Raw genomic sequence first — 15461 nt, 5'->3', positions numbered from 1 at the left:
CACTGCGATTGCAGTGCTGACGTGCGGCAAGCGCATGCGGCTGCAGTCATCGTCGAGCGTCTACTGCAACGGAAAGCGCGTCGGTTGCACTACGCGTTGCGTGACGCCGCAAGCGCCCGACTTCTGCTTGGCTGCTCCAGCGTTCGACACTGATGCCTTTCCGGAGCTTGGCGAAAGCATGCCCTGCACTCACGCACGCACGCACGCACGCACGCACGATCACGCCTCAGCGTACCGACGATGGCGGTTCACCGCAGACAAGACCGCAAACAAGATTTCAAGCGCATCGCGCCGCACGAACGGGTTCGTGCGGCGGCGCGCGGACTTACTCGCGCTGCCCGGCCACCCAGGTGGCAAGTACCTGCACGTCGGCATCCACCAGCACCAGGTCGGCCTGATAGCCGGGTGCAATGCGGCCCAGGCGCTGGCCCAGGCCGATGCATTGCGCCGGATAGGTGGACGCCATGCGCGCGGCTTCGGCCAGATCCACGCCCAGCCACTGCACGCTGTTGCGCACGGCCGTGGCCATGTCCAGCGCCGAGCCGGCCAGTGCGCCGTCGGCATTGCGTACCACGCCGTCCACGGCGGTGATGGTTTCGCCGTAAAGGTCGAAACTGGGGCTGTCGGCACCGACCATCGGCATGGCGTCGGTGACCAGCAACAGCTTGCCGCGCGGTTTGGCTGCCAGCGCCACGCGCAGGCTGGCCGGGTGCACGTGCACGCCATCGACGATGATGCCGCACCACACATCGGGGTCTTCCAATGCGGCGCCGACCGCGCTGGGCTCGCGCCCGGCCAACTGCGACATCGCGTTGTACAGATGGGTGAAACCGCTGACGCCGGCGGCAATGCCGTCGCGCGCCTGCTCGTAGCTGGCCGCGGTGTGGCCGGCAAACACGATCGCGCCGCCGGCGACGAAGGCGCGGATGTCGTCCAGCGGTACGCGCTCGGGTGCGAGCGTGATCAGGGTGACGCCGTTGTCCAACGAGGTATCGACGGCAATCTCGTGCGCGTCGGGCAGGCGGAACTTGTGCGCGTCGTGCGTGCCCTTGCGGGCCGGGCTCAGGTACGGGCCTTCCAGATGAATGCCGAGCACGCCGGGCACGCCTTGCGCGATGGCCTGGCGCGTGGCGGCGATCGCCTCGGCCATCACCTCGGCGGTGTCGCTGATCAATGTCGGCAGCATGCCGGTGGTGCCGTAGCGGCGATGCGCGGCCGCGATCGTGGCCAGCGCCTGCGGGTCGCGCGCATTGTTGAACAACACGCCACCACCTCCGTTGACCTGGATGTCGATGAAGCCGGGCAGCAAGGTGGCGCCGCCCAGATCCACGCGCGTATGCGCCTGCGCAACGCGCGCATCGTCGGCCGCCACCACCGCCTGGATCTGCGTGCCGGCCAGCAGGACCACCAGCCCATCCTGCAAGCCATCGTCGGTGAGCACGCGTGCATTGCACAACGCTTGAATCGGGGAAGCATCCATGTTCAAACGGTTTCCGTGACCTTGTTCAAATGCGGCGGCAGATCGGGATTGTTGCCACGTTGCAGGGCCAGCGCGTTGATCGCGCGGTAGAAGCTCTGCACGGTCAGCAGCGGCGCGCTGGCCGAGTGCGCCGCATCCACGAGCGGCAGGTCGCCGTCAGGGGCGGCCAGCCATACCTGCGCGCCACGCGCACGGAATTCGGCCGCGAGCGCACGCGTGCCGGCGCCGGTTTCGTCGGGCTGGGCGAACACCAGCACCGGGAAGCCCGGCCCCACCAGCGCCATCGGGCCGTGCTTGACCTCGGCCGAGCTGTACGCCTCGGCATGCAGGCCACAGGTTTCCTTGAACTTCAGCGCCGCTTCCTGCGCCGCGCCCAGGCCCAGGCCGCGACCGAGCACGAACAGGTTGTGTGCCGGCACCAGGCCGGCAGTGAGCGCGGACCAGTCGGCCTGCCAGGCGGCGCGCAACTGCTGCGGCAGTGCCTCCACCGCCGCGAGCAGGGCCGGGTCGTTCTTCCACACCGCGCCCAGGTGCAGCAGCGCAGCCAGCGAGGCGAGATAACTCTTGGTGGCGGCAACGCTTTTTTCCGGGCCTGCGCCCAGCGGAATCACCACCTCGGCCAGCTGCGCCAGCGGCGAATCCTCGACGTTGACCAGCGCGACCACGCGCGCGCCGGCCGCCTTGGCGGCCTCGGCATTGCGTAGCAGGTCCGGGCTCTTGCCCGATTGCGAAATCACGATGTACAGCGCACCGCGCAACTGCAGCGGCGATGCGTAGACCGAGCCCACCGACGGCGATGCAGAGGCGGTCACGATGCCCAGTTGTGTTTCGAACAGATACTTGGCGTAGGTCGCTGCGTGATCGGAACTGCCGCGTGCACAGGTCACCACGAACGGCGGCGGCGTATCGCGCAGCGACTGCGCGAGGGCGGCGACGGTGTCGGCATTGCGGGCGAACTGTGCGGCGACCACGTCGGCGGTCTGCGCCGCCTCGCGGAACATCAAGGTCTCGGTTTCGGTGGGAAGGCTCATCGTGCTCAGGCGGATTCGGGAGGAAGGGATTTGGCGGACGGCGTCTGCGCCGGTGCAGTGGAACCGCGCACCACCAGCTGCGGCACGAAGCCGCGGTTCTGCAATTGCGCGGGCTGGTCGTCGTAGGCATCGCTGCGCAGCTGGCTGATCAACAGGCGTGCGGCATGCCGCGCGATGTCGTCGGTGGCCTGCTTGGCGGTGGTCAGCGCCGGCCATGACTGGCGCGAGAACGGGCTGTCCTCGAAGCCGGCGATCGACAATTGATACGGCACGTTCATGCCGGTGGACTTGGCCGCGGCCAGCACGCCCGCGGCGATTTCATCGTTGCTGCCGAAGATGGCGGTGGGCGGCTCGCGCAACGACAGCAGCCGGCGCGCGCCACGGAAGCCGTCGTCGAAGGTGTAATCGCCGGGAATCACCAGGTGCTTGTCCAGGGTGATGCCGTAGTCCTTCAACGCCGCCTCGTAACCGGCGTAACGCTCGCCGCTGGAGCGGTGCTGCGGGCCACCCCACAGGAACCCGATGCGCTGATGGCCCAGCTGGACCAGATGCTCGGTGATCTCGTAGGCGGCAGCGCGGTCGTCGATATAGACGCAGGGGCCGTCGCCCGGATCGTCGGTGGCGGCGATGATGCGCACGCTCTTGATGCCGCGCGCAGCCAGGCCGGCCATCAACTCGGGGCGCTCGGACATCGGCGCGGTCAGCACCACGCCGGCCAGCCGCGAGCGCTGCACCCATTCGGCCAGTTCTTCGGCCAGCAATGGCGAGGTGGAATCGCAGGGATGGATCTGCAGGCCGAAGCCGGTTTCGCGGCAGGCGGCCAGCACGCCGTTCTGGATGCCGATGATGTGATACGGGTTGGGATTGTCGTAGACCAGGCCGATCACGAACGGCGTGCCGCTGCGCAGGTTGCGCGCGGACGGATCGGGTTCGTAGTCGAGATCGGCGATGGCGCGCAGCACGCGCGCGCGCGTGGCCTGCATCACCGACGGTTCGTTGTTGATCACGCGCGACACGGTCTTCAACGAGACCTTGGCGCGCTCGGCGACATCTTTGATGGTGGGCCTGCGCATGGGTGTGCCTTGTTCGTCGGAACGCATCATGCTGCCTGGTTCACTTGGCCTGGGCCGGCAGGCCCACACGGTAACCGCGCAGCGAATAGAACAGGATGTAGAGATAGCACGGCACCATCAGCGCAGCGAACACGACCTGGAAGTCGTAGTGCTGTTTGAGAATGGCGAACAGCTGCGGAATGATCGCGCCGCCGGCAATGCCCATGACCAGCAAGGCCGACCCGATCTCGGTGAAGCGGCCGAGCCCGCGAATGGCCAGCGGAAAGATCGCCGGCCACATCATCGCGTTGGCAAAACCGAGCGCGGCCACGAAGCCCACCGACACATAGCCGTGGGTCAGCAGCGCGCCCAGCGAAAACAGCACGCCCAGCACCGCCGACACGCTCAGGTAGCGCGCCTGCGAGATCACACCCGGAATCAACGCCAGGCCGACGATGTAGCCAACCAGCATCGCGCCCAGCGTGTAGGAGGTGAAGATCTTGGTGCTGTCCAGCGGCAGATTGAAGCCGTGGCCGTAGGTGCCGATCGCATCGCCGGCCATCACTTCCACGCCCACGTAGACGAACAGGCACAACACGCCCAGCCACAGGTGCGGGAACTGGAAGATGCTGGATTTCTGCACGCCAACCGCGCTGCCGGGCGTGGCATTGGCCTCGGAGGCCCGCAGCTCCGGCAGCGGCGAGAACAGCACGCCGATCGCCAGCAGCAGCAGCACGCCAGACATCACCAGATACGGTGCGTGGATCTTGGCGGCGAAGGCCGTGAGCAGCTGCTGCTTGGTCGCCGCATCAGCGCTGGCCACCTGCGCGGACAGATCGCCGATGCCGTGCAACACCAGCGAGCCGATCAGGATCGGCGCCAGGATGCCGGCGATCTTGTTGCAGATGCCCATCAGCGCGATCCGCCGCGCCGCGCTCTCGATCGGCCCGAGGATGCTGATGTACGGGTTGATCGCGGTCTGCAGCAGCGCCAGGCCGCTGCCGATCACGAACAGGCCGCCCAAGGCGCCCGGATACCAGCGCTGGGTGGCGAACTGGCCGAATCCGGCCGCGCCCACCGCCATCACCACCAGGCTCAGCGCCAGCCCCTTCTTCATGCCGGTGCGCTTGAGGATCCACGACGCCGGCAGCGCCAGGAAGAAGTACGACAGGTAGAACACCATCAGCACCAGGAAGGCGTTGACCTCGTTGAGGTCGAACGCCAGCCGCACGAAGGTGATCAGCGGCCCGTTGATCCAGGTGAAGAAGCCGATGATGAAGAACAGCACGCCGACGATGGCGATCGAGACAACGGGATTTGCAGGCCTGGCGGTAGTCATGGATCGGCTGGCTCTTGAGTTGTCGGTTGGGGGGCGCCGCGCTGGATCAGCGACGCAGTTCGGCGACGAAATCGTAGAAATCGTTGTGGCAATAGGTGTCGGTCAATTCGATCGCGCTGCCGTCGCGCGCATAGCCCACGCGCACCACATGCAGGATCGCCTCGCCGGTCTTCATGCGCAGGTGTTCGGCCAGCCGCGCGGGCAGATTGATCGCGCGGAAGTACTGCAGCGCGCGCACCACCGGGGTGCCCTGCGCGTCCAGGTAGCTGTAGAGCGAATCGCCGATCTGCTGCGGGTCGGCAACGATGCGCTGCGGCAACACCGCATGCTCGTAGGCCATGACCCGGTCGTCGGCGCTGCGCAGGCGGGTCAGCGAGGCCACCGCCGCATCCGGCGACAGGCCCAGCCGCAGGATCTCTTCGCCATGCGCCGGACGCAGCCGCCGCTCCAGCCAGCGCGTGCCGGGCTCGTAGCCCTTGATGCGCAGCGTCTCGCTGAAACTGGTCAGGCCGCTGAGCTGGTGCTGGATCTGCGTGGTGACGAAGGTGCCGGCGCCCTGCCGGCGCGAGACCAAACCCTGTTCGACCAGCACGTCCACGGCCTGGCGCAGCGTCACCCGCGAGATCTGCAGCCGCTCGCACAGCTGGCGCTCGGCCGGCAGCGCCTCGCCGGCCTTCCACTGCGCGCCGCGGATCTGCTCGTCCAGCTTGCTCGCCAGTTGCAGATACAGCGGCGTCGGCGCGGAGGCATCCAGCGTCAGCGCGTCCATCCGGGGGTCGGTGTCCGTCCTGGCTTCGGTTTTCGGTTTGGCCATTGCCTGTCCTCCGGACCGACTTGGATTCGTTAGGTCCAATATAGTACCAATTTGCCCGCAGCGCATTAGCGGCTGTGGATCGTCGGGAGCGATGACAAGCTTGGCTGACGCAGGCGTCCACCGCGCTGGTCAAGGGCGGGATGCATGCCGATGATCAGGCCGGTGCGGCACTGTCCGCGCGCCGGGGCTGCGTCACCCGTTGCCGGGTCGGGCAATCACAGCCGCAGATACCAGCGCCGCCGATCCATCCACCAGCCCACGCACCAACACAGCAACGTGTAGCTCAGCGCGCACAGCAGCGACCCGAGCGGGCCCGGCGCAATGGCCTGGAACACGCGGATGCCGGCCCAGGCGTACAGGTCCAGCCCGGAGCTGCCGGCCGGAATCAGCCGCAGCACCACCACGAACAGTTCGGAGAACAGGTAGATCGCCAGCGGGTTGCGCCCCAGCACGGTGAAGAAGCCGCTGCCGCCGCTCCAGCCGCGCAACTCCAGCAGGTAGACCAGGACGCCCAGCGCCAGCAGATCCAGGCCTACCGTGCAGGCGACGAACGACCCGCTCCAGAGCTTCTTCGACAGCGGCCAGGCCGGGTGCCAGAGCAACGCCAGCAGCACCAGCCCCGCGCCCGCCAGCAACAGGCTGCGCGTGGCGGCACCGGTCTTGCCGTGCCGCTGCAGGAAGCGCCCGCCCAGATAGCCGGCCAGCACGTTGACCGTGGCCGACAGCGTACCAAGCAGGCCCTCGGGGTCGAAGCCGCCATCCTTGCGATACAGATGCGCATGCCCGTACAGCCACAGGTCCAGCCGGGTGCCGGCGTTGCCGGTCTTGCTCAGCTCCGCACCGGGCTCGCCAAAGACGTACAGCAACGCCCAGTAGCCCAGCAGCAGCGCGACGCAAACCGGCGCGATAGCGCGTGGCGGCAGATAGCGCACCAGCAGCGCCGCGAGCAGATAGCACAGGCCGATCCGCTGCAGCACGCCGGTCAGGCGGAGTTGATCGACTGCAGTGAACGCCCATCCACCATCGGGCTGCGGGTGGAAGAACGGAAACCAGTACATCAGCACGCCGCACATCACGATCAGCGCGGCGCGCTTGCCCACGCGGGCGAGGAACTGCCGGTGCGGCGTGCCGGTGGCCAGCGCAAAACTCATCGCGCTGCCGACGGCGAACAGGAACGAGGGAAACACCAGATCGGCAAGCGTGAAGCCGAACCAGGCCGCGTGGGTCAGCTGCGCATATGGCTGCGCGCCGGGCCCGGCGGTGTTGACCAGGATCATCAGGAAGATGGTCAGGCCGCGGAACACGTCCAGCGACAGGAAGCGTTCGCGCCTGGGTGTTGCGGTTGCGGCACCAGCTGCAGCAGGGAGTGTTTGTGCGCTCATTGCAGTTCCTTGCCCAGCGACTGCAGGGGGAGGCGGCCTGCAGACGTGCTGCCCGTGGCGAGTGTCGCTGCTTCGGTACGGAAGCGCTCATGGAGGGCCGCGATGTGCAATATGGATCTGCTCATTGGGCAGTACCTTGCGTGGTGCCGCGAATGGCACCGTGCGCCATGCCGTGCACGTCGCCTTGGGCAACGCCTTGCGTTGCATCGCGCGTACTGCCTTGCACATTGCGTTGCATGGCACGTTGCAAACCCTCTTGCGCGTCCACCTGCGCCAGCAAGCCGCGCAGCAAGGTCAGTGGGTCGCGGGGTAACTGTCGCTTCGGCACTTCGTCCTGCGCGGCCCATTGGCGCTCCCACGCGGCAAGCTGCGCGTTGACTGCCGCTGCGTCGAACGGTGTGCCCGCCTTGCGTGCCGCACGGTATGCGCCGAGAAAGCGCGTCCAGCGCTGCAGATAGAAATCCGCGTACATGCCCTGCCATGCCTTGGACGCGTAATCGGCCAGATTGCCGTCGCCGCCCCAGATGCTGACCTGCGCACGTGCATTGCCGACATAGGTACGCCGCAGTGCGGCATCGTTGCCGGCGGCTGCGGCGGCCTGGCCGGTCCAGTCGGCCAGGGTTTCGTGCTGGCCGCCGACCAGTGCATCCAGCCCCTGCACCAGTTGCGTGGTGCGTGCCAGCAGCGCATCGCCGCGCGCGAGGTCGCCGGCGTCGTAGGCCTGCACCACCGCCTGCAATTGACGGTCGGCATGCAGGCTCAGGTAGTGCCGTGCGTCTTCGATCAGGTCGTAGCGGTACAGCGGCGCGTCGGCATAGCGGTCGGCCTGCTGCAGCAACGCGTCGATGGCGCGGCGCAAGCGTTGCGGATCGCCGGGGCGGTCGTCGAAGCCAACGATGTCGGCGGTCGGCCGCTTGAACAGCAGATACGCGCCGGCGCGCTTGTTCCACCAGCGCGGCGACCAGTAGCGGGTCTGGTAGATGCCCGCCTCCAGATCCGACCAGGCCTGCAGCAAGGCCGCATCGCTGCGGCCGTAGCGCGCGCGGGTGTATTGCGTGAGCCATTGCGACCAGGATTGCTGCGGGCCCTCCCAGGCCAGCGCGTAGAGATAGTCGTAGACCACCGAGTTGCTGTGCAGCCCTTCCGGAAACACACCAAAGCCGCGCAGATTGCGTTTGTCCGGATCGGCCAGCAAGGCCTGCAGATCGTGTCGATAAAACGCGAAGTCGCCGTACAACGGGTTGCTGGCGCCGTAGTTGTGCACGTAGCCATAGATCCACTGCTTGTTGTCGAAGGCCTGCGCTGCCCTCCAGGTGCCGGGATAGCGGTCGTTGCCGATGTCCAGCACCATCAGTCGCGCGTCGGGTACCTTGCCGAGAAACGCAGCGATCGCCTGCGGTTGCCAGAACTCGCGGTCGGCACCGAACAGCCAGCCCTGCATCACCCAGGTGGCCTGCGGATTGACCTGCGCGATGGAGCGATACAAGGCCTGCCCGTATTCGGCCAGGCGTGCATCGCGTTGCGCCGCCGGCACCGCCTTGGCACGTGCGGCATCGGAGTTGGCGATGCTGTCGCCGTATTTGGCGGCGGCCACGTCGCTGCCGTCGTCGGCCACCGGCGGCAGCATCTCGTTGAAGGCGTCGGCCAGATAGAACTCGCCTGCACCGTAGGCCTGCGTGTACAGCTCCAGGAACCGGCGCGCGACCTGGGCGAACAACGGATCGCGTGGATCCAGCCAGTAGGTTTCGTGGAAGCCTTCCCAGGCGCGCATGCGGTAGATGCGCGCGTTGGGATGCGCCTGCGCGAATGCCTTGGGCACGTAGCCGGCAAACGCCGGCAGCACCGGCTGCATGCCCAGCTCGCGCATGCGGGTGAGGATCTGCGTCTGCAGCACGCGCTTGCTGTCGATCCATTGCTGCGGCAACGGTGCACGATAACCTTCGATATTGCCCATGCGCTGCCACGGGGTGAAGGCGGGGCCGGAGAAATACTCCGCCAGCGCGTCATCGCCCACGTCGAACTCGCGCCACAGCGCCTGCCAGATCGCCTCCTGCCCTTCCATCGCCAGCGGCATGTCGATGCCGTGCAGCGCCATCCAGTCGATCTCGCGCTGCCAGCGCGGCCAGTCCCAGAACGGCGTGGTGTAGCCGTAGGTGCAGGTGTTGAGATAGGCGCGATGCGCAAACGGCGTGCGCACCTGGCCGCTGCTGTAGGCCGGCCATTGCGCCGGCAGCGCCACGCGGTCGCCTTCCCAGCTCATCGAGGCCACACCGGCCTGGCCAAGATAGGCGTAGGCGCCACGCGCCAAGGCCACCTGCGAGGAGCCGGCAATGCGCACCGTGTCGCCGCCGGCATCGATGCGATACCAGTCCGCGCCGTCGCCGCGCGGTGCCACGCGCATCTCGAACTGGGCGGCGCGTGCGCCGATCAGGCGTTGCAGCACCGCCTGTGCGGGTGGTGTGGCAAGCACGGTGAGGGGAATGGCGAGCAATGCGCCCAGCACTGCGCCGGCGAACAGCCGCGCGGGCGAGGACGGGAAAAACGATGAGGTAATCATGGCGAGTTCCGATACTGCACGGTGACGACGTCGTGGAATCCAAACGGTTGATCCGCAGCGACCTGCAGGATCACCGCCAGCGTGCGCGCGCCGGTCGCGGGTGCAAGCGCCAACTTGATCGGTGTGCCGGCCGCCGCCTGCGTCACTGCACGGCCATCCAGAAACACCTGCGCCGGCCCGCTGAGGCGGCCCAGGTCGAGCATGCCGCCGTGGGCCTGCACGCCCTGCCACGGTGTGAACTGGGTGCGGTACAACACGTAGCCGGCGCGTTCGGGCGCGGTTTCCAGGGTGCCGGGCAACGTGTTGCTCCAGCTGTTGTTGTCGTTGGGGCGGCGCGAGAGATCCGGCGCCGGCGGCTGCGCGAAGGCGGCGGTGTGGCGCCAGCTTTCGACCACCATCACCGGCGCCACGATCGGCACCGTGGCTGGCAGCGGCACCGTCACGCACGCGATCTCGACCACCGCATCGCGCACGCCTGCGCTGCGCGCCTGCAGCCGTAATACGCCTGCGCCACGCTCGGCCTGCACGATCGCCTGCGCCAGCCCGTTGAACAGGGCCACTTGCATGCCCTGATCGGCGGCGTGTGCATTCGGGTCGCCATTGCCAACCCCCAGCAAGCGGCCACCGCTGATCTGCAGCGTCAGCATTGCATTGCAATCGGGCACGTGGCGACCTTGCGCATCCACCGCTTCCAATGTCACCGGCTGCGCATCGCGGCCATCGCCGCGCAGCTGGGGGCGGTCGGGCGTGAGCCGCAACGCGACAGGCGCGCCGGTGGTTTCCACCCGCGTACGCGCCACCTCGCGGCCGTCGCGCCAGGCCACCGCTTCCAGCACGCCCGGCGCATAATCCACCTGCCACTGATTCATCTGCGCGCGATCCGCCGCCTGTTTGCCCAGCGAGCGGCCATTGAGCCACAGCTCCACCTGCGTAGCATTGCAGAACGCCATCACCTTGATCGGCCGGCCTTCGCGACCGGGCCAGTTCCAGTGCGGCAACAGGTGCAGCACCGGCGCGTCGTCGATCCACAGCGCGCGGCGCAACCAGTAGGCCCCCTTGGCAAATCCGCATTGATCCATGATGCCGAAGAACGCGCCCACCGACGGCCATTCGAACGGCGTGGGTTCGCCGCGATAATCAAAGCCGGTCCACACGAAGCTGCCGGCGACGAACGGGCGTTCGGCAATCAGCTGCCAGGCGCGGCGGTGGGTATTGCCCCAGTCCGCGGCCAGGCTGTCGTCTTCGGCCACCACGTGCGCGTCCAGGTCGGTGAACCACGCGCCGCGGGTCTGGAACGCGCTGGTGTCCTCGCTGGACAGCATCGGCGTGCGTGGCCGCGCCGCATGCACGCGGTCGTAGTTGAACTGGCGGTAGTTGAAGCCGAGCACGTCCACCACATCGGCCGCGCCACGGGTGGCGAACATGCCGTCGTTCATGCCGGCGGTGATCGGGCGGCTATCGTCGAGCGCGCGCACGGCGCTGGCGGCGCGCGCCATGATCGCGTAACCGGTGGCGGTGCCCTGCAGCGGCTCCTCGTTGAGCAGCGACCACAGGAACACGCTGGGATGGTTGCGCTGGCGCCGCACCATGTTCTGCAGCAGCGCCACATACTCGGGTGCGGGATTGAACAGCCTGTTCTCGGCCATCACCAGCATGCCGAGCCGGTCGCAGGCCTGCAGCAGTTCCGGCGCCACCGCGTGATGCAGGCGGATGGCATTGCAGCCCATCGATTTCAGGCGCTGCAGGCGGAACGCGTGCAAGGCATCGGGCAGCGCCACACCGACACCGGCATGGTCCTGATGCAAGCATACGCCCTTGATCTTGAGCGGGCGGCCATTGAGGAAGAAGCCGTGGTCGGCATCGAAGCGCAGGCTGCGAAAGCCGATCTCGCACTCGGCACGGTCGCTGCGGCCGTCCGTGCCACGCACGCTGGCCTGCACGCGGTACAGCACCGGCGTATCCACGCTCCAGCGCTGCGGTTGCGGCACCGACATGCTGATGGCCGCCTGCACGGTACCGAATGCAGCCACGCGCAGTTGCGTCTCGCCACTCGCCACGACAGCACCGTCTGGGTCGCGCAGCGCCACATCCACCCACGCCTCGGCAGGCCGTTCGCCGCTGTTGACCAGGTCCAGTTGCACCGGCAGCTGCCAGAGATCGCCCGGGCCTTCGCGCGGCACCGCCGCCAGGCCATCGCCGGCGATATGCAAGGGCGCACGCAGCACCAGCCAGGTGTGCCGATAGATGCCGCCGCCTTCGTACCACCAGCCATCCATCGCCTCGGCATCGACGCGGATGGCGATGCTGTTCACGGCATTGCCGTAGCGCGCGACCGGCGTGAGATCGATGACCAGCCCGTTGTAGCCGCTCCAGCTGCGCGCCATCAGCATGCCGTTGACCCACACGGTGGCATGGCTGGCGATGCCGTCCAGACGCAGTTCCACCGCCTGGCCGCGCGCGGACTCGTCCAGCCGTAGCGTGCGCCGGTACCAGGCAATGCCGCGTGGGCGATAGCCTTGCGCGATGTTGGCGTCGGCGCGCACCGCCTGCTCCACCACGAAGTCGTGCGGCAGTTGCAGCTGTCGCCAGCCGGTGTCGTCGTAGTCCGGCGCCGCCGCACCCCAGGCGCGGCCGGCCTTGGCATTGTCGTAGGTTTCGTCCTGCGCAAGCAGGCGCGGGAACGGTAGATCGCCCGCGTGGAAGCGCCAGCCCTCGTCCAGGTCCAGCCACTGGCCTGCGCCATCGGTGCCCGCTGGCGGTGGCGCGGGACGCGGCGTGCCGCCACTGCCCGCGCGCGTCGCTACAGCGTTCGCCGCGCCCGGCAGCAGCGCCGGCACGCCAAGCAGCGACGAGGCGCAGACGCTGCCGGCAAGGAACTCACGCCTGCGCATGATGGCGCCCGCCAGCCTGCACCGCAGGCGCGCTCCGTGGCGCATGCCGCGCATCCACGCGCGCAGCCACTGCATGGCGCGCGTCCATCACACCTGCGGCATTGCCTGCGCTGCTGGCTGCCACCCGCAGCGATGCCTGCCGGCGCAGTGCTCGCTGGCCCGGCATCACAGCATGTCCCACTGCATCGACAGGTAGTAGTTGCGGCCGGTGACGCCGGTCATCTGCCAGCGGCTGGCGATGTCCTTGTAGGCCTGCTCGGTGCGGTTGGTGAGATTCAGGCCACCGAGCTGGAAACTCAATTTGTCGTTGACCTGATAGCCGAGCACCGCATCCAGTTGGGTGCGCGCCTTCATGGTGTGGCCTTCGCGCGCGAAGAAGCTGTCGCTGCTGTCCTGTTCGTACTCGCTGCGATGGTTGAGCGAGACACGCGCCGAATAATGCGCGCTCTCCCAGTACGCGGTGGCGTTCCAGGTCTGCTCGGACAGGTTGCGGATCTGGAAATCGGTATCGCGCTGCGGAATCACCCGGGTGAAGTTGGTGGTCACCCCGAAGCCGTCGATCGGCAACCAGGCATCCAGCGATTGCGTCCAGCCCAGTTCGTAACCGCGGATCTTGACCTTGCTCGAGTCGTTGGTGGTGGCGGTGATCTCGTAGATATCGCCGCCACTGTCCACGCAGTCGCCGGCCGCGTTGCTGGACAGCGCGGTGCCGTTGAAGGCGGCCGGGCAGACGATGCTGTTGAAGGTGCCGTTCTTGATGTTTTTCCAGAAGCCGGCCACGGTCAGCGCGCCGCCGTTGCCGTAGTACCACTCCAGGCTCAGGTCGGCCTGGTCGGCGGTCAGTGCCTTCAGATCGGTCTGGCCCTGGGTGACGACATAGGTGGTGGTGCCGCCGGTATTGGTGCCGGTGGAGATGGTCGAGGCGATGGCGGTGTTGCTGTCCAGGATCGGCCGCACCAGCACCTTGGCGGCGGCAAAGCGCAGCAGCAGGTCGTCGCGCATGTCCAGCACCAGATTCAGGCTGGGCAGCCAGTTGGAATACTCGTACGGCGCGCGCGCGGTGCCGATCACCACATTGGCATCGTCGCTGGCGGCCTGCGCCTGGGTCAGGTAGGTGTCGGTGGTGCGCTTGGTGTTTTCGTAGCGCAGGCCGAGGTTGCCGCGCAGACGCATGCTGCCGATGTCGGTATCGATGCGCGCCATCGCATAGGCCGAGGAAATGTCGTTCTCGATGCTGTAGCTGCTCTGCGGTGCGAACAGCACCGGCACGCTGATGCCGGCGGCCGCCAGCGAGCGTGCGTAGGCGGCGATGTCCGGGGTGACCCAGCTGTCCTGCGAGGCCAGCTGCCCGTCGAGGAAGTTGCTCACCGTGCTGTTGGCGGCCGACAGCTCCGGGAACATGTCGAAGCCCGACACCGCACCGGTCCTGAGCAGATACAGAAAGTCGCGCCGGCGCACGTCGCGCTCGAAGGTTTCGCGGCGGTACTTGGCACCGAAGCGCACCGCATTCAACGCACCCAGCTCCAGATACCGTTCGGCATCCAGCTGCAGCGACCATTCCTTGTTGCTGAGCGACTGGATGGAACCGTTGGGATATTCACTACGTACCAGATTGCGCTTGTCCCAGGCGCTTGCATCGGTGGCGTCGGCATCGGTGGTCAGCGAGATCGCGTCGGGATTGGAGGTATCCAGCAGCGTCGCCGAGGGGATCCGGCCCAGGATCGCGGCGCGTTCGTTCTCGTCGGTCTTGCCCTGGGTGTAATTGGCCGCGCCGCTGAGCGTCCAGGCATCGCCCTTCCATTTGAAGTCGTAGGTGAGCAACTGTGTGGACAGATCGTGTTGTTCGATCTGGCGGTTGTTTTCCAGCCAGTAGTCCGATGCCGACACCTGCGTGGCGGTCAGGCCGTTGGTCTGCAGCACCGTCAGCGGGCTGCGCTCGAACGAGTACACCAGCTGGTTCATGTCGTTGGCGGTCTTGTCCTGCGAATACAGCGCAGTGAGGTTCATCTCCAGCTGGTCGTTGGGCTTCCACTGCAGGCCGCCATTGAACATCTTGCGCGTGGTCTCGCGCTCGATCGAGCGATAGCGTGGACGACGCGGGATGTACAAGGTGCCGGCGTCGGTGTCCTGCGTGTACCAGCGGTCGATCCACAGATAATCGGCGCGGTCCTTGAGCTTCTGGTAGCCGGCACTGAGGAACACGCCCAGATCGCCACCACCGAACTTCAACTGGTCGATATAGGTCAGCACGCCCTTGGGCGTGGGCGAGCCACCGGCAAACTCCGCATATTGGGTCTTGGCCGAGAACAGCAACTTGGTCTGCTGGTAGTCCAGCGGTTTGGTGGTGTTGATGTTGACCGTGCCGGACAGGCCACCGGCATCCATGTCCGCCGACGGCGACTTGATGACCTCGATCCCGGCGGCCACTTCCGGCTGGATGATGTCGTAGCGGAACCCGTCGGTGAAGTCGGCGCTCTTGATCACCTGGCCGTTGATGGTGGTGGCCGAATACTGCGGGCCCAGACCACGCACGCTGATGGTGGAGCCACGCCCGTTGATGGTGGAGATCTGCACGCCGGGGATGCGCTGGATCGCCTCGGCGATATTCTCGGCAGGAAACTTGCCGATGTCCTGTGCGGAGATGCCATCGGTCATGCGCACGTCGTCGCGCTTGTTGTCCATCGCGGTGATCAGGCTCTTCTGGTAGGAGCTGGTGACCTTGACGGTATCGAGCTGGGAGATCTGCGCCGATGCCGTCGGAGGCGATTGCTGCGTCTGCGCACTGGCACCGCAGGCAAGCAGCGACAGCGCGATGGCGACGGACAGCGAGGAGGGCGAACAACAACGCAACGAGGCACGCGGGACAGGTGACATGGGAGATCCTGAGGTGGAATGGCTGGACGACGACGCGGCTG

General features: G+C 67.1%; 9 protein-coding genes. All 9 read right to left on the bottom strand.

Annotation, left to right across the window (positions count from 1 at the left end; all coding sequences use genetic code 11):
• Positions 1 to 325: 325 nt before the first annotated feature.
• Positions 326 to 1480, bottom strand: coding sequence for an N-acetylglucosamine-6-phosphate deacetylase (gene nagA / locus AC06DU_RS03725; protein ID WP_024940297.1), 1155 nt, complete (start codon positions 1478 to 1480; stop codon positions 326 to 328).
• Between the two features lie 2 nt (positions 1481 to 1482).
• A complete protein-coding gene (locus tag AC06DU_RS03720; protein ID WP_478203603.1) occupies positions 1483 to 2511 on the bottom strand; it encodes an SIS domain-containing protein in 1029 nt (342 codons plus the stop codon).
• Positions 2512 to 2516: 5 nt separating this feature from the next.
• A complete protein-coding gene (locus AC06DU_RS03715; protein ID WP_024940298.1) occupies positions 2517 to 3584 on the bottom strand; it encodes a LacI family DNA-binding transcriptional regulator in 1068 nt (355 codons plus the stop codon).
• Between the two features lie 40 nt (positions 3585 to 3624).
• On the bottom strand, positions 3625 to 4902 hold the full coding sequence (locus AC06DU_RS03710) for a sugar MFS transporter (protein WP_024940299.1): 1278 nt from the start codon (positions 4900 to 4902) through the stop codon (positions 3625 to 3627).
• A 46-nt stretch (positions 4903 to 4948) separates the two neighbouring features.
• Positions 4949 to 5671 (bottom strand): GntR family transcriptional regulator, encoded by a 723-nt coding sequence (locus tag AC06DU_RS03705; RefSeq protein WP_016900882.1) that lies wholly within the window; start codon positions 5669 to 5671, stop codon positions 4949 to 4951.
• Positions 5672 to 5931: 260 nt separating this feature from the next.
• Complete coding sequence (locus tag AC06DU_RS03700) at positions 5932 to 7098, bottom strand: acyltransferase family protein (protein ID WP_478203602.1); 1167 nt, start codon at positions 7096 to 7098, stop codon at positions 5932 to 5934.
• Positions 7099 to 7219: 121 nt separating this feature from the next.
• Positions 7220 to 9655: an alpha-N-acetylglucosaminidase gene (locus AC06DU_RS03695; protein ID WP_478203600.1), complete on the bottom strand. Its 2436-nt coding sequence runs from the start codon at positions 9653 to 9655 to the stop codon at positions 7220 to 7222.
• A complete protein-coding gene (galA, locus tag AC06DU_RS03690; RefSeq protein ID WP_478203599.1) occupies positions 9652 to 12546 on the bottom strand; it encodes a beta-galactosidase GalA in 2895 nt (964 codons plus the stop codon). The genes AC06DU_RS03695 and galA overlap by 4 nt, the downstream gene beginning before the upstream one ends.
• Before the next feature lie 165 nt (positions 12547 to 12711).
• A complete protein-coding gene (locus tag AC06DU_RS03685; protein ID WP_478203597.1) occupies positions 12712 to 15420 on the bottom strand; it encodes a TonB-dependent receptor in 2709 nt (902 codons plus the stop codon).
• Positions 15421 to 15461: the final 41 nt, after the last annotated feature.

This window comes from Xanthomonas sp. NCPPB 3200, from assembly GCF_056393585.1.
This window is presented reverse-complemented; position numbering and strand designations above follow the sequence as displayed.